We start from the raw sequence: 18,013 nt of genomic DNA, 5'->3' as shown, positions 1-18,013 counted from the left end.
GCACACGCGGCCTCGCTCGCCGCGGTGTTACTTCAACAAGGCCTTCTTGCCGTCGTAATAACCCGCTTTCTTCAGGATTTCTTCCGTCTTGGCGCCGATGGTCTGCGCACCGTCCTTGACCGAAACCTGCCCGAGCATGATCTTGCTGCCCCACTCGCCGATCACCTCGGACACCGCCGGCCATTCCGGGAAGCGCGGCCGATAGTCGGGCACGCCGCCCTGCCACGACTCCACCATCGGTTTGACGAACGGATACTTGCTCTGCACCGCCGGGTCTTTATAGACCGCCGTGCGGCCGCTGACGCCGCCCGCATCGAGATACGGTTTCGCCATTTCCTCGGAGGTGATCCACTGAATGAAGAGCCACGACGCCGCCTGTTTCTTTGCATTCGACTTGGCATTCACCGCGAGCGAGAAACCGCCGAGCGCGGGTTTGAGTCCGGCGGCTCCCTTCGGCTCAGCCGTGATCGCGAGACAGTTGCCGATCTTCGACTTGCTCGGATCGGTTAGCGTCGGATAAAACGCGGACCACTCGGTGATCATGGCGACCTGTCCTTGCGCGAGCGCGTTCACCGCTTCCGCATGGTCGAAATCGACAATGCCCGGCGGCATGTATTTCATCAGCTTCTGCCGATAATCGAGTCCCGCCTGCGATTGCGGCGACATGAGATTCGATTTGAACTTCGCATCGAGCAATGAGCCGCCGTTCGGCCACAGCACGCGCATGAAGCTATCGGCCGATTGTGTTTCGCCACGGCGCGATTGCAGTGCGAACGCAAACTGGTTTTTCTCGGGCTTCGTGAGCTTCGGCGCATAGACGTTGAGTAGCTCGTCCCAGGTTTTCGGCGGCTCGTTGAAACCCGCGTCCTTCAACATGCATTTGTTGTAGAACATCAGGCCCGAGTAATTATCGAACGGCAGACCGTAGGTGATCTTGTCCCATGTGCCGAACGAATCGAGCAGGATCGGAAAGAAGCCCGGCAGATTGAGTTTGGGGTCGGCCAGTTTGGGGTCGTCGGTGAACGTCTTGATGGGAACCAGCCACTTGTTGCTCGCGAACTCGCCGATCCACACCACGTCCACCAGCACCACGTCCTGATCGCCGCCGCCCACGAAGTTGAGCACCTCTTTTTCGCGGGTGCTCTCATAAGGGACCACTTCGGTACGAACCTTGATGCCGGTTTCCTTCTCAAACTGCGGAATCAGTTTCGACGCGGCCTTGTAACCCGGCCGGTCGAGAAATATGGCTTTGATGGTGGTGCCCGAATAGGGCTCGGCTGCCTCCTTCAGCGTCCAGGCGGACGCGTTGGATACCGACAGCAAGGATGCGGTAACGCCCGCGAGCGCGAACGCCGCAACCTGCGTGCTGTGCTTTTTCATGCCTGTCTCCTGGGTAGTTCTTTTTAAAAGGGCCCAAAGCGGTCAAGGCCGGCTGAGCCGTTCGAAGCATGTCTCACAGGTTCTTACCGACTTCGTTTCACTTGTAATTTCAGTTTTACAATTGTATATTTGGACGCGATCCGGTTGTCAAGAACAAATTCGATAAGGGGTTCATGCTGCGTTGCACGGCACAGGCGCGCACGAGTCCGTTACCTTGCGCACGCCGATTCACGGCGCGCGCATCAGCAGGAGACACGCATGAGCGCAGTTCAATTGCATCAGATCCGCAAGACGTTTGCCGGAACGGAAGTGTTGAAGAGCGTCGACATCGCCGTGGCAGATCGTGAATTCATGGTGTTTGTCGGCCCTTCCGGCTGCGGTAAATCCACGTTGCTTCGCACGATTGCCGGACTGGAGCGCTGCGACTCGGGGCAGGTTCTGATCGGCGGAGAAGACGTGACTGAACTGGAGCCGTCGCAACGCGGCGTGGCGATGGTGTTCCAATCGTATGCGCTCTATCCGCATATGTCGGTCTACGAGAACATTGCGTTCGGGCTGCGGATGATCAAGCTCCCCGAAGCGCAAATCAGGCAACGCGTGCAGCGCGCGGCACAGATCCTGCAGATCGAGCAATTGCTGGAGCGCAAACCTCGTGCGCTTTCGGGCGGGCAACGTCAGCGCGTCGCCATTGGGCGCTCGATTGTGCGCGAACCCAAGGTGTTTCTGTTCGACGAACCTTTGTCGAATCTGGACGCCGCATTGCGCGTGCAGATGCGGCTCGAGTTGATCAAGCTGCACAAGCAGCTCGAGGCAACGATGATCTACGTCACGCACGATCAAACCGAAGCCATGACCATGGCTGACCGTATCGTCGTGTTGAATCATGGCAAGGTCGAACAGGTCGGCTCGCCGCTCGACCTGTACAGAACGCCCGTGAACCGCTTTGTCGCGGGGTTTATCGGCTCGCCGAAGATGAATTTCCTGCCGGTGAAGGTACTACGCGCGGATGCAGCGGGCGTGACGGTCGGGCTGCCCGGCGACACGCCGGTCACGCTGCCGTTTATCGCGGAGGACGTAAAAGCGGGCGACGTCCTGACCTTCGGCATTCGTCCCGAGCATCTGACGGAGAGCGCCGCGAGCGGCATGGAGGGCAAGCTGTCCGGCAAGGTCATCGTCGTCGAGCATCTCGGCGGCGAGACCTTGTTGCACGTCAATCTGGAAGGCGACGTACTGATTCAGGTAAAGGGCTCGGGCGAATCCACCACCACCGACGGCCAATCCATCGAGGCCGGTTTCGGGCTTCGTCACGTGCACCTGTTCCGCGAAAACGGCGAGGCGTTGAAGCGCTTTCAGACAGTGGCGCGGACCGCCGCAACGGCTTGACCCGCGAGCCCATCGCCCTACGCTGCTCAGTCGGCCCGCCGCCGCGATGAAATCGCCGACGCCGTCGATATGACCAGATCGGCAAAGCGACGCTCGTCGCGATCCGCTTGCCAGCGCGGCCGCGCAACAGCGATATTGACCGCGCCAATGCCGCGCCCGCGCGAATTCGTCACAGCCGCGGCCGTGGAAATATCGCTGACGAAGTACTCGTCTTCCGTGTGCGCGTAGCCCTGCTTGCGAATCTGCGCAATGCGCTCCTTGATCTTGCGAGGCTGATAGACCGTGGCCGACGTGTACGCGACAAGATTCGTGCGCTGAAGAATGTCGTCGATCTCACCGTCGTCGAAAGTCGCGAGAATCGCCAGCCCCGGCGCCGTGCAATAGGCCGGCAGGCGCGAGCCCGTGATCACGTGCGCATTGAAGACGTTGCGGCTCACCACGCGCAGCACGAAGATAATGTCCGTGCCGTCCAGAACCGTGAGATTCGTGGCCTCCTCGGTCTCCGAACCGAGTTGCTGCAAATACGGCGTGGCGCGGCTCACCAGGTCGTTCGAGGTCAGATAGTGGTAAGTGAAATCGAGCAGCTTGGGCGACAGTTCATATTTGCGGCTTTCGGGATCTTTGAACAGATAGCCGAGTGCCGCAAGCGTGAACGTGAAGCGCTGCGTCGAACTCATGTCGAAGCCGGTGAGCGCGGCGATCTCCGAGAGCGACAACTGCCGCTTGCTGCCGTCAAAAGCGGTGAGCACGGTCATCGCTTTCTCAACCGATTGGACGTACAACGAAGACGCCGTTGGATCGGCCGCGGCTTCCACAAGCGCAGTGGGGTCGCTCTTTTTCTTACGCGGAGTTTTGGGCGGCGCAGTGGTCACGATGGAAACCCGTTGTGCTAACAAGCCTGAATTATCGCATACAGATATTGACTATCTATATGCGATAGAGCATCTCACGCCGCCACGCTGTTCAATCGGTCCCATGCATCGCTGACATCGCGTGCCAGCAGGTGCTTTTTAATGCGCTCGCTGGGCGTCAGTTCGAAGTGTGTCACCGCGCGATAGTAACGCGGCAACTGGAAGCTCGCGAGACGCTCCGCCGCCCACGCATGCACCGATTCCCAGTCGAGCGCGGCGTCCTTGAACTGCACGTTCAGCAGAATGTCCTGCTCGCCGATCGCCGAGGCCACCCCGATCGCGGCGCTCGCCCTGATCGCCGGATGCTGCGCGAACACGCGCTCGATCTCCCACGCCGAGACGTTCTCGCCGCGCACACGCATGCTGTCGGTGCGCCTGCCGACGAAGTACAGGTCGCCATCGGCGTCCCGGCGCGCGCTATCGCCGGTGTGCAGTTTGCCATTGCGAAGCGCCGCCCGCGTCGCGTCGTCATTGTTCAGATAGGCCGGCAAGAACGTGCCTTCCACGCGGCTCGACAGGACGATTTCGCCCGCCTCCCCGTCCGCGACCGGCTCGCCGTTCTCGTCGAGCAATTCGACGTCGATCCACGGCAACGCCTTGCCGATCGAACCGGGCTTGCCGCTCGCATTCAGTGTCGCGAAGCTCGAACACTCGGTCATGCCATAGCACTCGCGCAGTCGAACCCGCAAACGCGACTCGATGGCCGCCCACGCGGACGCGCTCACACCCGCGCCCCACGCGACGCGAAGCGTGTGCGCGTGCGGTTGCGCGTCGGCGGGAAGCTGCATCAGGATATCGAGCACGCCGCCCAGGTAATGCAGTTGCGTCGCCCTTGAGCGGGCAATCTGCGCCCAGAACTGCGTGGCCGAAAAGCGCGGCACGACGTGCAACTCGACCGCTTCGAGAAAGGGCAGCAACAGCATCTGCGCGCCGCCGATGTGGCAAAGCGGCTCCCAAAGAAACAGCCTGTCGCCGGCGCGCACGTCCGCCACCTGCAACGCCGCCTCGCTCGCGATTCGCATCATCCGGTGCGTGAACACCACGCCCTTGGGCGCGCCCGTCGTGCCCGACGTATAGATCACGCACAGCGGATCGAACGGATCGATGCGCGGCACGGACAGCGCGGCGCCGCTATCGCCCGCGTCGAACGCCGGCATTCGAACGAGGCGGGTCGGCCCGCACGCCACACCGTCGATCGCTTCGTCGAACATCGGCTCGGAGACGAAGAGCTTCGGCTCCGCATGCTCGAGCAGATATTCGAGCCCGGCACGGCGCAGCTTCGTATTCACCGGCACCCACACGAGACCACTGACGATCAGCGCATGGATGAGATGGATATGCTCGGCGCTGTTGCCGAGCATTACCGCGACGCGGTCGCCCGCCGTCAGCTTCTGCTGCGCGAACCAGCGTTGCAATTGCGCGATGCGTTGCGCGGATTCGGCACGCGGGACCGCGTGCCCGTCGAAATGCAGTACGGCGTTCGACGCACCATCGCGCAGTCCGGCGACGATCAGCGGCGCGCAGTCCAGCGCGTCTTGCGGGTGACGTTGGGCGAAATACTGGGAATAGCTGTGCATGGGTCGATAGCGTGGAAACGGTACGTTAGCGCGTCGTGCGCCGAAGCCGTGAGGAAATGAAAACGACCAGTGCGATCAGAACGACGAGCGTCGTCGAGACCGCGGCGAGCGTCGGCGTAACGGCAAGCTGGATGTCGTCCCACATCTGCTTGGGCAGCGTGGTGTTGATGCCGCCGCTCACGAAGATCGCGATCGTCAGATCGTCGAACGAAACGATGAAGGCGAACAGGAAAGCCGCGGTGACGCTCGCCATCAACAACGGCAGCACGATCGTCGCAATGCGTCGGACGGGCGACGCGCCCATCACCCGCGCCGCGTCGTCGAGGCGCCAGTCGAACTGGCGAAAGCCGGCCGCGAGCGTGACCACCACATAGGGAATCGCCAGCACGGTGTGGCCGATCACGAGGCCGGCGTTGGTGCCGGTCAGCCCAAAGCGCGCGAACAGATACAGCAGGCCGACCGCGATCACGATGCGCGGCACGATCAGCGGCGCGACGAGCAACGCAAAGAGCGGCTTGCTCGCGCGCTGCGACATGCGGGTCAGCGCAAGCGTCGCGCCGAGACCGAGTGCCAGCGACAGCACCGCGGTGCCAAGCCCGACTTCAAAGGAGCGAATCAATGCGCTCTGCCATACCGGCGATTGCAAAAACGTGCCGAACCATTTGAAGCTGAACAGCTTGGGCGGAAATGCAATGAAGTCGCTGCGCGTGAAGGCATACGGAATGACCGACAACACCGGCGCCACCAGCACCGCAAGGACCGCGAACGTGTAGAGACGCAGCGGCCCGAAGCCTCGCTCGGCAGGCGCCGCGCCCGTCATGCGGCGTTTGACGAGCGGCGCCGTCAAGCGGCCCGCCGCTATCAGCAAGGCCAGCTTCACGCCGTGCGCGCGCGAGCCGCGGCGCTTGTCCCGCACTTCCCCCGTCAACGACGAGAGGCCCACTAGCCGGTCGTAGACGAGAAAGATCACGATCGAGCACACCAGCAAGACCGTGGACAACGCACCGGCGAAGCGCATATCGAACAATTCGAGCACCGACGAGATCACCAGTTGCGCGATCATCGTTTCCTTCGGCGAACCGAGCAGCGCGGGCACGATGAAGAAACCGAGGCTCGAAATGAACACGAGCAGGCCGGCCGCCGCGACGCCGGGCGAGGAGAGCGGCAGAAACACCGTGAAGAAACTCGTGCCGCGCTCCGCACCCAGCGTCTCGGCGGCCTGCGCGAGACGATCGTCGATGCCGCGCATGACCGGCAACATCGTCATGACGGCGAGCGGCAGCATTGCGTGCACCATGCCGATCAGCACACCCGTCAGCGACGGAATCGTGCCGTTGGTCCGGCTAACGAGACCGAGGGCGAGCGCGACCGTCGAAAGCACACCGGTCTTCGACAGCAGCAGCATCCACGCATAGGTTTTCACGAGGTAGCTGGTCCAGAACGGCAGCATGATCCACAGCAGCCACCGCTCGCGCGAGCGCGCCGACAGACGGCTCAGCAAATACGCCACGGGATAGCCGAGCAACACGGAAATCGCGGCGGTCAGGAACGAGATGGAAAACGTAATCCACAGCACTTTGGCGTAGACCGGCGTGCGCGCGATCCGCTCGAATTGCGCGAGCCCGAACGTGCCGTCCGCGCTGAAGAGACCGCCCTGCAGAATCTCGCCGACCGGCACGATGAAAAACAGCAGCAGGAACAGCAGCGCCGGGACGATCGGCAGCAGACGCATCGAGTGCGCAACCCAGCGGAAACGGCGCGCACGCGCGGCGTCGCGCGGAGGCTGAGCCTGGAGGGCAATGGTCATGGTCGTTCCTTGGCGCTCGTCATGCGGACAGCAGCGTGGTGCGATGCGGATCCCACACCAGCCCGACCGTATCGCCGATGCACGGCGACAGGCCGCGCTCGCACCGCACGCTCAGGTGACTGCCGTCGGACAGGGTGAGTTGAACACGCGTATCGCTGCCGAAGAACACGATGTCGGAGATCGTGCCGTCGAGGAAGCCGCTCTTCGGCTCGACGAGACGCGGCGCTTCAGGGCGCAACAGCAGGCAGTGCCTCGCGCCTGGCGAGCCGGGCATGGCGGCGCCACGTTGCGGCAGCGGGACGCGGCCACCCGCGGTCAGCAGAATCGGTTCGCCCGCCGGGCCGCGCTCGTGATCGACAGCGCCTTCGAGCAGATTCGAATGACCGATGAAACCCGCCGCGAAGCGCGTGGCCGGCCGGTCATACAGATCGACCGGCGTGCCCACCTGTTCGATGCGCGCCTGATTCATCAGGCAGATGCGATCCGACAGGGTCAGCGCTTCGTCCTGATCGTGCGTCACGTACACGAAGGTCGCGCCGAGCTCCTTATGCAAGCGGCGAATCTCCGACTGCATGTGCTCGCGCAATTTCTTGTCGAGCGCACCGAGCGGTTCGTCGAGCAGAATCACCGAAGGCCGGTAAGCGAAGCAGCGCGCCAGCGCGATGCGCTGCTGCTGGCCGCCCGACAGTTCCCGCGGATAACGCTTCGCGTAGTCGTTCATGCGCACCATCGTCAGCGCATCGTCCACCGCGCGTTTGACTTCCTCGCGCGACTGGCGGCGCATGCGCAAACCGTACGCCACGTTGTCCCACACGCTCATGTGCGGGAACAGCGCATAGCTTTGGAACACCATGCCGATGCCGCGCTTGCCGGGTTCCACATGCGTGACGTCGCGGCCGGCGATTTCGATGCGCCCCGCGCTCGGCGCGACCAGTCCGGAAATCATCTGCAGCAGCGTGGTCTTGCCCGAGCCGGACGGGCCGAGCAGCGTGAGAAATTCGCCGGCCTGCACGGTCAGATCGGTGGGCTGCAACGCAACCGTTTCACCGTAGCTTTTAGCGATGCCGATGGTTTCGAGTTTGGCACTCATCGCGACCTCTTCAGGAAATGATCCAGGTATTGAAGCGCTCGGTCACCTTCTGACGGTTGTCCGCCCACCATTGCGGACTCGGCAGGCGCATTTCGCGCAGATTGTCCGGGGCGGTGGGCAGGATCGCCGCGCGAGCGGCCGGGATCGATTCGAACGATTTGCGATTGGTCGGACCGTAGGCAAGCGTGGCCGTCAGCGTCGCCTGGCGTTTCGCATCGGCGCAAAAGCGCACGAACTGCCTCGCGAATTCGGCGCGCGGCGTGCCTTTCGGAATGCCCCATCCCTCGATTGAATAGAGGCCTTGATTCCACACGATCGTGACCGGCGCACCGCCGTCGCGGGCGGCCTGAGCACGGCCGTTCCACGTCGAGATCATGTCGACGTCGCCGCTCTGGATCGCCTGCATGGCTTGCGCGCCGGACGTCCACCAGATGTTCACGTGCGGCTTGATCCGGTCGAGACTGCGGAACGCGCGATCGACGTCGAGCGGATACAGCTTGTCGAGCGGCACGCCGTCGGCGAGCAGCGCCTGTTCGAGCGTGTCCAGCGGACTGCGGCGCAGACAGCGGCGGCCCGGAAAGCGCTTGACGTCCCAGAAGTCCGCCCACGACTTGGGACCGTTCTGCCCGAACTTGTCCTGGCGGTACGCGAGCACAGTGGCGTAGACATCGACGCCAAGCCAGTTCGGCGTCACGGCATCGGCCATCAGATCGGGAAAATCGCTCGCCTTCAGACCGATCGGTTCGAGAAAGCCTTTTGATTCGAGGTACGGGATATCGGCGGAAAGCGTGAGCGTGGTGACGTCCCAGACAAAGTTCTTCGTCTGCACCATCGCCGCGAGTTGCGCGACGGGTTGCGATTCGCGCGCGACACTCACCACCTTGATGCCGGTGGCTTTTTCGAACGGAGCGTAAAACGCGTCGCGATAGGCGGTGGTGTAGGGACCGCCGGGATCCGATACGACGATCTGTTTGGACTGCGCGCCGGCCAGTACCGGCATGGCGCCCGCGAGTGCTGCGCCGCCGACGCCCTGCAGAAAGCGGCGCCGGTTCAGGTTGAGGTCTTGCGTCATGCTCGGGTCTCCCGCACAGGATGAAAAGGAACGGACGCTGCGTGGCTACTTCGCGCGTTCGCGAAAGAACGCTTCCATCATTCGCGCCGGCTCGCCGGAGTCGTAGGCTTCACGCTGGATGCGTGCGCCGGCTGCGATGGCGTCGCGAAAGCCCGGCTCGGTCATCTCGCGAAAACGCTGCTTGTCCAGACGCATTGCGACGGGCGGCTTCGCGGCGAGCTCAGTGGCGATTTCAAGCGCCTTCGCGAACACCTGGTCTGCCGGCACGATGTGATGAATCAGCCCGATGCGGTGACATTCGTCGGCATCCATCAGGCGGCCCGTCAGCGTCAATTCGATCGTGCGCGACATGCCGAGCATTTCGCTCATGATCCACGGCCCGGTAGTGCTCGCAATGCCCGCGTTGATCTCGGGCTGACCCATGCGCACGCCCGGATGGCCGACGCGAATATCGCCGAGCAACGCAACCTGAAAGGCCGAGCCGGCGGCCGTACCGTTCAACGCCATGACGAGCGGCTTCTTCAAGCCGCGCAGCACCGCGTAGTAGCGCTCCCACTCCTTGACCCACGCCACCGCGCGCTCGCCGTCGAAGTCGTGCGCCTCCGACAGATCCTGTCCCGCCGAAAACGCGCGGTCGCCGGCGCCGGTCATGACGATCGCGGCCACATCGCTGTCCGCGTCGAAACGCTGCAACGCGTCGATGATCATTTCGCGCATCGCGGTAGTCCAGGCATTGAGGCTGGCGGGACGGTTCAACGTGATGACGGCGACGCGCCCGTGGCTCGAAACAAGAATGTCTTCGTTCATTTGTTATCTCATAGAGATAGTTGATGGTGTATAGAAATATACGTTTGCCAAAATACACATGCAAGGTGAATGGGCTGGGGGTTTACGCGCAGCGGCAACTCAGGCGTGAGTTCGCAACCAGAGGCAAGCTCGTGGGAGAGGGCTCAATGTCCGGCACAGGTACTTCGCGCCGGTCGAGACGGGGCAGGAGCGATAGCGCGGGACGCAATGGACTCGTCGCCGGGTCGCCGGAAGGTGCGGCGCAGGCGCTTGTGGGAAGGGGGATGCCACCGTGCATCGAACTCGGCCGGGTCGATGCGGCAACGTCGATACAGTGCGAATTTCAGTCTACAGTTGACCGTGGATGATGCGAGGACATCATGATCTGGCTCGCCGATGCGGTACTCGTGATGCATGCGCTAATTGCGCTTTTTATCGTGGGCGGACTCGCGGCGATCTGGGTCGGCTCGCTCCTCGATTGGCAATGGGTGCGCCACCGGCTGTTCCGGCTCGCGCATCTGTTCGCGATCGGCCTGGTGGCGATCTTGTCGCTAGTCGGTGTGGTCTGTCCGTTGACCGCGCTGGAAGACTGGCTGCGCGGCGGCTCGGTCGGCACGCAAGGCTTCATCCAGCGCTGGGTGAGCCGCCTGCTCTACTACGACGTGCCGGTCTGGATGTTGACGCTCTTATACGTGGTGTTCGCGCTGGCAGTGCTGCTGAGCTGGCGCGCAGTTCCACCCCGCCAACGCAGGTAGCGCACGTAGCGCAAAGCCCGCACTGTGTAAGTCTCTCGGCATCCCGCACCCACAGTTCACATCGGCATGCCTTGCATGCGACGCGCGAAACGCGCCCGTTCGGCCTGATCCATCAAATCCAGAAACTGATCCGTGTCCATGTGAATCAGCTCTTCATGATCGCCGGCTTCGAAATAGACGTCCGGCTGCCGCGCGAGGCTCTCGTCGAGAAAGGTCGGCATGCCATAGGCCGCGCATACCGGCGGGAGCGCACCCGCGTCGCAATCCTTGAATAGCTCCCGCAGATCGACCTCTTTCGCCAACACGAGACGGCGTCCGGTCTGCGCCCACAGTTCGGAGAGCCGCACGGCGTAGGTCGATGGCAGCACCGCCGCCACATAGCCGTGCTCGTCTTCGAGCAGCACGGTCTTGACGAGACGGTCGCCGGGAATATGCGCCGCCGCCGCGGTTTCAACGCTGGAATGGCTGTACGGATGGTGCACGATTTCGTACCGGGAACCCTTGTTGCGCAGACAGTCCTGGAGAGTCGCGGACATGGACATGACGCACCTCCTTTGAAAACGAAGGGAACGGAAGATGATTGCGCGAGACTTCTAAAGGATAGGTCGCTTTCGCGCGCATGTGAAAAACATGCGGACGGAAACGATCGTGCGCGATTATCCCGTATGGCATGCGGGCCGGTTTTCGCCAATAATGGCCCGACATCCACTACCGGACGAGGGCGGCCATGCATTACAGCCCCGACGCCATTCGCACGATCGCCCTGGTCGGGCATGCCGGATGCGGCAAGACCTCGCTTGTCGAAGCCCTGCTCCACCAGGGCGGCGCGATCCATGCGCCCGGCAGCGTGGAGCGCGGCACCACGGTCTGCGATTTCGACCCGCTCGAACGCAAATATCAGCACTCGCTGAACTCCGCCGTCGTCCACCTCGACTACCGCGACACGCGCGTCTATCTGCTGGACACCCCCGGCTATCCGGATTTCTGCGGTCTGTCGATCAGCGCGCTGCCCGCCGTGGAAACGGCCGCCGTCGTCATCAATGCGCAGACCGGCATTGAAATGACCACCCTGCGCATGATGGCGTGGGCGCAGGAACGCAAGCTGTGCCGGATGCTCATCGTGAACGGCATCGACGGAGAAAAGGTCGATCTTCCGGCGCTCCTCGCGCAAATCCAGCAGACGTTCGGCACGGGTTGCCTGCCCATCAACCTGCCGGCGCAGAACGGTCGCCAGGTGGTGGACTGCTTTTTCAACCCGGCCGGCGACGCAGATTTTCTGTCGGTTGCGGCTGCGCACAATGCGCTGATCGATCAGGTGATCGAGATCGACCCCGCCCTGATGGAGCTTTACCTCGAACAAGGCGAGGCGATCAGCCCCGAACAGTTGCACGAGCCCTTCGAGCGGGCGCTGCGCGAAGGACATCTGGTGCCGATCTGCTTCACGTCGGCGGCCAACGGCGCGGGCGTCGCGGAATTGCTCGACCTGTTCGTCCGGCTGCTGCCCAATCCGCTGGAAGGCAACCCGCCGCTCTTCTACCGCGACGCCGGTGAACGCCGGCAAGTCGTGCGCGCGGAACCGGTCGCCGACAAGCACGTCCTGGCGCACGCCTTCAAGATCGTGATGGACCCCTACATCGGCAAGATGGCCGTGTTTCGCATCCATCAGGGCACGGTCAGGCGCGACAGCCAACTTTATATCGGCGATGGACGCCAGCCGTTCAAGGTCGCCCATCTGATGCTGCTGCAAGGCAAGGAACACGTGGAGGTCACGCAGGCCGGCCCCGGCGATATCTGCGCGACGGCCAAGGTCGACGAGATCGGCTTCGACGCCGTGCTGCACGACGCCCCCGAGGACGGCGACATCCACCTGACCCCGCTCGACTTCCCCACGTCCATCTACGGTTTGGCGATCGAGCCCGCGCGGCGCGGCAACGAGCAGCGCCTCTGGGAGGTTCTGCAAAAGCTCAGCGCGGAAGACCCATGCCTGCGCATCGAGCACCCGGTCGGCACCAACGAAACGGTGGTGCGAGGTCTGGGCGAACTGCACCTGCGCCTCATGCTGGAGCGGCTATCCGACCAATACAAGCTTGACGTCGTCACGCGGCCGCCGAAGATCGCCTATCGGGAAACCATCGGCGGCGGGGCCGAGGGGCATCATCGCCACAAGAAGCAAACCGGCGGCGCCGGGCAATTCGGCGAAGTGATGCTGCGCGTCGAGCCGTTGCCGCGCGGCGCGGGGTTCGAGTTCGTCGACGCCGTCAAGGGCGGCGCCATTCCCGGGCAATTCATGCCCGCCGTGGAAAAAGGCATCCAGCAGGTTATCGAGAGCGGACCGCTTGCCGGCTTTCCGATGCAGGACGTGCGCGTCACCGTGTTCGACGGCAAGAGCCATTCCGTCGACTCCAAGGAGGTGGCCTTCGTCGCCGCCGGGCGCAAGGCCTTCGTCGATGCGGTGCTGAAGGCTCAGCCCATTCTGCTGGAGCCGATCGTGGGCATCGAGGTGACGACGCCGGAAGCCGCGATGGGCGACATCATCGGCGACCTGTCCGCCAAGCGCGGGCAGGTGCATGGCACGCGCGCGGCCGCCGGCAACGCGGTGGTGGTATCGGGGCAGGTGCCCTTGTCCGAACTCAACGACTATCAGTCGCGCCTGAACGCCATCGCCGGCGGGCACGGCAGCTATAGCATCCAGTTCAGTCACTATGACCCGGTGCCGCCCGCGCAGCAGGAGCGGATGGCGTCGCAGCATAAAAAACAGGGCGACGGCACGGCGCCATGAGCCGCGTGCCCCGCTTCATCGTACCGGACACCATCTCACAAACCGTATAGGTACTGTACCGGGCTGTCTCGCTAGAATGCTCGAAAGCCTCATCGACCGATTCGGAGACGCCCATGTCGTACCTTAGCTTCAGCGCGCTGCCCGCCGGCATTCTGTTCGCGCTCGTCACCAGCATCACGCCCGGCCCGAACAACACCATGTTGCTGGCCTCGGGCGTCAACTTCGGTTTTCGCCGCACGCTGCCGCATGTGTCCGGCATTAGCGTGGGCGTCGTGCTGTTGATGCTGTCGGTCGGAATCGGCCTCGGCGAAGCCTTCGTTCATTTCCCGGTGCTGTACACGGTGCTGGAGGTCGCGAGCGTCGTCTATCTGCTGTACCTGGCGTGGAAAATCGGCACGTCGGGCGAATTGAAGGTGAAGAACGGCGAACGCCGGCCGATGAAATTCCATGAAGCCATCGCCTTCCAGTGGGTCAACCCGAAGGCATGGATGATGGTGCTGACCGCCGCCACGACGATCCACCTCAGCGCGAGCACCAGCATGAACGCCGTCGCCATGGCGGCGATCTTCTACGTGATCGGCTTTCCGTGCATCTGCCTGTGGGCGGGCTTCGGCACCGCGATGCGGCGCGTGCTGTCGGACCCGAAGCGCCTGCGCGTCTTCAATGTGGCGATGGCGCTGCTGCTGGTGTTCTCGCTGTATCCGATCGCGCTGAAGCTCGTCGGCCTGGACGCGTGAGCGCCTGAGCGCGGCTAGAGCGCGCCCTGCCCGACTCGTTCGATGAACCGCCATAGCGCGTCGTCGGTCGAGTACGGCGCGTTGAAGCGGAACCAGGCGCTCGGGGCGTCGTCGGGACGGAAATAGGAACCGGGCGCGAGCCAGATGCCATGCGCGAGCGCGGCGGTCGCCACTTCGCCGGCGCGCCCGGCGTCGATCGGCAGGCGCGCCCACAGGAACAGGCCGGCGCGCGGCCGGTGAAACACGTCGAGCCCGAGCGAATCGAGCCGCTCCTCCACCGTCGCGTGCGCCAGCTTGAGCCGCTCGTTCACCGCTTCCACGTGACGCGCGTAGCGCCCTTCCAGCAGCACCTTGTCGACGATCCGCTCGATCGCCTCCGACGACGTCAAGCCCACCGCCATCTTCGTGCGCGCCAGTTCGCGCAGCACCGCGCGCTCGGCGACCACGTAGCCGCAGCGCAGCCCCGGCGTCACCGTCTTCGAAAAGCCGCCCACGTACAGCACGCGCTGCAAGCCTTCCATCGCGGCGAACAAGGGCGCGCCGGAGGGTGCAAGCTCGCGGCTCACGTCGTCCTCGATCACCCACATGCGCTGACGCTCGGCGATTTGCAGCAGGCGGAACGCCGCCGACATGCCGAACGTCGCGCCCGTCGGATTCTGCAAGGTGGTGTTGACGAAGATCGCCTTCGGCTTGTGCTGCGCGACCAGCGCTTCGAGCACGTCCGTATCGACGCCGGCCGGCGTGCGCGGCACGCCATGCACGACCAGCCCCGCCAGCTTGAGAATCTGCAGCAGATTGCAATAGCCCGGATCTTCGACGATCACCGCGTCGCCCGCGCGCAGCAACGTGCGGACGATCAGGTCGAGCCCTTGTGTCGCGCCTTGCGTGAGCAGCACGTTGGAAACATCGACGGGCAAGCCGCGGCGGTCGAGTTGTTCGGCGATCCGCTCGCGCAACGGCGCGAAGCCGTACGGATGCCCGTAATCGCCCAGACGCGCCGCCGGCACCCGGCTCATGGCGCGCAGCGCGTGCTGCAAACCGGTCTCGTTGATCCATTCGTTCGGCAGCCAGCCGCCGCCCGCCTTGATCGGCACCGAATGGTCGGCGAATACGTCCGAGAGCAGCCAGGTCGCGGTGAGGCTCGGCGGCTGCCAGTCGGTGGCGGCCACCCGCGTGGATTGCGAGCGCGCCGCCACGCGATAGCCGGAGCCGCGCCGCGCGACCACCAAACCCATCGAAACGAGACGGTTGTAAGCCTCGGTGACGGTGAAGGTGCTCAGTTCGTGGCTGTGCGCCAACTGACGCACCGACGGCAGCAACGCGCCCGCGCGCAGCGATTGCGCCTCGATCGCGCTCGCGAAACCCTGCACGACCTGCTCGACGAGCGTGGGAGCGGCGCGCCGGTCGCGCTCAAGTTGTAGTTCGATCATGGTCGGGATCAGGAGCCTGGCGGCGGCCGATTTAGCGTGACAAGGTGCGAGACGAAGGCGATTCATCGACACAGTTCGCACAGATCCACCAACACAGTTAGCGTCACACTGCGTCAACTGTTTATGCCGCCATTAAACCGCGGACGCTACAGTTTCGCAACGCCCCAAAGGAAGTCGCCTTGGGGGACCACTTCGAGGAGAAACCCATGACTTCGCGCCCCGTCATCGACGACCTGTCGTCTTTCTGGATGCCCTTCACGGCGAACCGCCAGTTCAAGGCCGCGCCGCGCCTGCTGGAATCGGCCAAGGGCATGTACTACCGCAGCACCGACGGGCGCGAGGTGCTCGACGGCTGCGCGGGTCTATGGTGCGTGAACGCCGGCCACGGCCGCGACGAGATCGTCGCCGCGATCACGCGGCAACTGTCCACCATGGACTTCGCGCCGACGTTCCAGATGGGCCACCCGCTCGCGTTCGAAGCCGCCACGAAAGTCGCCGAACTGATGCCGCAAGGCCTCGACCGCATCTTCTTCACGAACTCGGGTTCCGAATCGGTCGACACCGCGCTGAAAATCGCGCTCGCATACCACCGTTCGCGCGGCGAAGGCCAGCGCACGCGTCTGATCGGCCGCGAGCGCGGCTATCACGGCGTGGGCTTCGGCGGCATTTCGGTCGGCGGCATCGCGCCGAACCGCAAGACCTTTTCCGGCGCGCTGCTGCCGGCGGTCGATCATCTGCCGCACACGCACAACCTCGAACACAACGCGTTCTCGAAGGGCCAGCCCGCCTGGGGCGCGCATCTGGCCGAGGACCTGGAGCGCATCGTCACGCTGCACGATGCGTCGACGATTGCGGCCGTGATCGTGGAACCGGTGGCCGGTTCCACGGGCGTGCTGATTCCGCCGCAAGGCTATCTGCAGAAGCTGCGCGAGATTTGCACGAAGCACGGCATCCTGCTGATTTTCGACGAAGTGATCACCGGTTTCGGCCGCGTCGGCAAAGCGACGGCGAGCGAATATTTCGGCGTGACGCCCGACCTGATCACGATGGCGAAGGCCATCAACAACGCCGCGATTCCGATGGGCGCGGTGGCGGCAAGCCGCACGATCCACGACACGATCGTCAACAGCGGCGCGCAAGGCGCGATCGAACTGTTCCACGGCTACACGTATTCGGCGCATCCGGCAGCGGCTGCCGCCGCGGTCGCCACGCTCGACCTGTATCGCCGTGAAGGTCTGTTCGAGCGCGCCACGTCGCTCGCGCCGACGTTCGAAGCCGCCGCGCACTCGCTGCGCGGCGCGAAGCACGTGAAGGACGTTCGCAACCTCGGCATGATCGCGGGCGTCGAACTCGAACCGCGCGACGGCGCGCCGGGCGCGCGCGCTTACGAGGCGTTCGTCAAGTGCTTCGAGGCGGGTGTGCTGGTGCGCTTTACCGGCGACATTCTCGCGTTCTCGCCGCCGCTCATCATCGATGAAGAACAGATCGCCCACCTCTTCAAGACCGTGGGCGACGTGCTGGCGACGGTGCAGTAAATCGCTTGAACGGCGGCGGCGGCGCGGCTCCATGCGCTGCGCGCCGCCGCGCCGTTTGTGAAGCACACGCTCGCCGGGCGCTACGCCGTGAGCTAGTGATGCGCGCGTGCAGCCCTTGTCCGCGCGGCTTTTTTGGCGGCTGCGGAACGTCCCGCGGCACCCTTCGTGGCAGCGGCCTTCTTTGCCGCGGCCGACCGGCTGGCCGCCGGACGTTTGGCCGCAGCCGATTTGGCCTGTTTCGACATCGCCGCGTGCGACGCGCCCGCGCCGCTTTCACGCTTGAGCACACTCTCCGAGACGCGTGAGCGCTTGGCCCTCGTTTCGGTGCTGGCGCTCTTCTTCGCCGTGCTCTTGTGCTGGCCGGCGGCGCTGTCCTTCTCCGCTTTCTTGCGGGTGGCCTCGCTCGTGGTGCCCTTCTTCGGCGGCTTCAGCGCGACACCCGCGCGGCGCGCTTCCGACAAACCAATCGCAATGGCCTGCTTGGCCGATTTGACGCCGTGCTTGCCGGCGCGCACCTTGTCGACCTGTTCCTTGACGAACTCACCGGCCTGAGTGCTGGGTGCCTTGCCGGCGCGTTTATCGGCTTCGGCACGCTTGATGGTTTTCTTTTCGGGCATGACAGTCCTCCAGTTGGCTGTGGGCCTCTGTCATGCAGCAACACCCGTGCCGGGGGTCGACAACCGAACCGACAACCGAACCACGTCACGAAATCGGCTGCGGGACTCGCGCCGCTCACGTGGACGGCGTATGGTAATGGCGAGGGTTGGCGCC

Annotated in this window: 15 protein-coding genes; 5 read left to right on the top strand and 10 right to left on the bottom strand. The window is 64.0% G+C overall.

The window, feature by feature from the left end; genetic code table 11:
- Positions 1–27: 27 nt before the first annotated feature.
- Positions 28–1,380 carry an ABC transporter substrate-binding protein gene (locus ACTJLC_RS10620; RefSeq protein WP_310129610.1) on the bottom strand — a complete coding sequence of 451 codons (1,353 nt, stop codon included), beginning with the start codon at positions 1,378–1,380 and terminating at the stop codon, positions 28–30.
- 258 nt (positions 1,381–1,638) lie between these two features.
- On the opposite strand from ACTJLC_RS10620, the gene ACTJLC_RS10615 reads away from it, so the two are divergent.
- Complete coding sequence (locus ACTJLC_RS10615) at positions 1,639–2,763, top strand: ABC transporter ATP-binding protein (RefSeq protein WP_073430433.1); 1,125 nt, start codon at positions 1,639–1,641, stop codon at positions 2,761–2,763.
- Between the two features lie 26 nt (positions 2,764–2,789).
- Here ACTJLC_RS10615 and ACTJLC_RS10610 read toward each other — a convergent pair whose 3' ends face one another.
- From ACTJLC_RS10610 to ACTJLC_RS10585, 6 genes are all read right to left on the bottom strand, one after another.
- A complete protein-coding gene (locus ACTJLC_RS10610) occupies positions 2,790–3,578 on the bottom strand; it encodes an IclR family transcriptional regulator (protein ID WP_227470627.1) in 789 nt (262 codons plus the stop codon).
- A gap of 131 nt (positions 3,579–3,709) precedes the next feature.
- A complete protein-coding gene (locus ACTJLC_RS10605) occupies positions 3,710–5,251 on the bottom strand; it encodes an AMP-binding protein (protein WP_310129614.1) in 1,542 nt (513 codons plus the stop codon).
- Positions 5,252–5,276: 25 nt separating this feature from the next.
- Positions 5,277–7,058: an ABC transporter permease subunit gene (locus tag ACTJLC_RS10600; protein WP_154872184.1), complete on the bottom strand. Its 1,782-nt coding sequence runs from the start codon at positions 7,056–7,058 to the stop codon at positions 5,277–5,279.
- A gap of 19 nt (positions 7,059–7,077) precedes the next feature.
- Positions 7,078–8,148, bottom strand: coding sequence for an ABC transporter ATP-binding protein (locus tag ACTJLC_RS10595; RefSeq protein WP_073430437.1), 1,071 nt, complete (start codon positions 8,146–8,148; stop codon positions 7,078–7,080).
- A gap of 10 nt (positions 8,149–8,158) precedes the next feature.
- Entirely contained in the window at positions 8,159–9,220 is a 1,062-nt protein-coding gene (locus ACTJLC_RS10590; RefSeq protein ID WP_310129617.1) for an ABC transporter substrate-binding protein, read from the bottom strand.
- A gap of 45 nt (positions 9,221–9,265) precedes the next feature.
- Positions 9,266–10,027: an enoyl-CoA hydratase/isomerase family protein gene (locus tag ACTJLC_RS10585; RefSeq protein ID WP_083082733.1), complete on the bottom strand. Its 762-nt coding sequence runs from the start codon at positions 10,025–10,027 to the stop codon at positions 9,266–9,268.
- 359 nt (positions 10,028–10,386) lie between these two features.
- On the opposite strand from ACTJLC_RS10585, the gene ACTJLC_RS10580 reads away from it, so the two are divergent.
- Positions 10,387–10,761 carry a DUF2784 domain-containing protein gene (locus tag ACTJLC_RS10580; RefSeq protein WP_310129619.1) on the top strand — a complete coding sequence of 125 codons (375 nt, stop codon included), beginning with the start codon at positions 10,387–10,389 and terminating at the stop codon, positions 10,759–10,761.
- Positions 10,762–10,817: 56 nt separating this feature from the next.
- Here the strand turns inward: ACTJLC_RS10580 and ACTJLC_RS10575 are convergent, their stop codons facing one another.
- Positions 10,818–11,303 (bottom strand): aminoacyl-tRNA deacylase, encoded by a 486-nt coding sequence (locus ACTJLC_RS10575; protein WP_073430441.1) that lies wholly within the window; start codon positions 11,301–11,303, stop codon positions 10,818–10,820.
- Positions 11,304–11,488: 185 nt separating this feature from the next.
- Between ACTJLC_RS10575 and fusA the strand changes: the two genes are divergently transcribed.
- A complete protein-coding gene (gene fusA / locus ACTJLC_RS10570; protein ID WP_310129622.1) occupies positions 11,489–13,540 on the top strand; it encodes an elongation factor G in 2,052 nt (683 codons plus the stop codon).
- 113 nt (positions 13,541–13,653) lie between these two features.
- Positions 13,654–14,277: a LysE family translocator gene (locus ACTJLC_RS10565; protein WP_310129625.1), complete on the top strand. Its 624-nt coding sequence runs from the start codon at positions 13,654–13,656 to the stop codon at positions 14,275–14,277.
- Positions 14,278–14,291: 14 nt separating this feature from the next.
- On the opposite strand, the gene ACTJLC_RS10560 is transcribed toward ACTJLC_RS10565, so the two are convergent.
- Positions 14,292–15,707: an aminotransferase-like domain-containing protein gene (locus ACTJLC_RS10560; protein ID WP_310129627.1), complete on the bottom strand. Its 1,416-nt coding sequence runs from the start codon at positions 15,705–15,707 to the stop codon at positions 14,292–14,294.
- Between the two features lie 206 nt (positions 15,708–15,913).
- Between ACTJLC_RS10560 and ACTJLC_RS10555 the strand changes: the two genes are divergently transcribed.
- Positions 15,914–17,242 (top strand): aspartate aminotransferase family protein, encoded by a 1,329-nt coding sequence (locus ACTJLC_RS10555; RefSeq protein WP_083082740.1) that lies wholly within the window; start codon positions 15,914–15,916, stop codon positions 17,240–17,242.
- A gap of 92 nt (positions 17,243–17,334) precedes the next feature.
- On the opposite strand, the gene ACTJLC_RS10550 is transcribed toward ACTJLC_RS10555, so the two are convergent.
- On the bottom strand, positions 17,335–17,859 hold the full coding sequence (locus tag ACTJLC_RS10550) for a DUF6496 domain-containing protein (protein ID WP_114163906.1): 525 nt from the start codon (positions 17,857–17,859) through the stop codon (positions 17,335–17,337).
- Positions 17,860–18,013 lie beyond the last annotated feature (154 nt).

This window comes from Paraburkholderia sp. 22099, from assembly GCF_052045835.1.
GTDB classification, from domain to species: Bacteria; Pseudomonadota; Gammaproteobacteria; order Burkholderiales; family Burkholderiaceae; genus Paraburkholderia; species Paraburkholderia terricola.
This window is presented reverse-complemented; position numbering and strand designations above follow the sequence as displayed.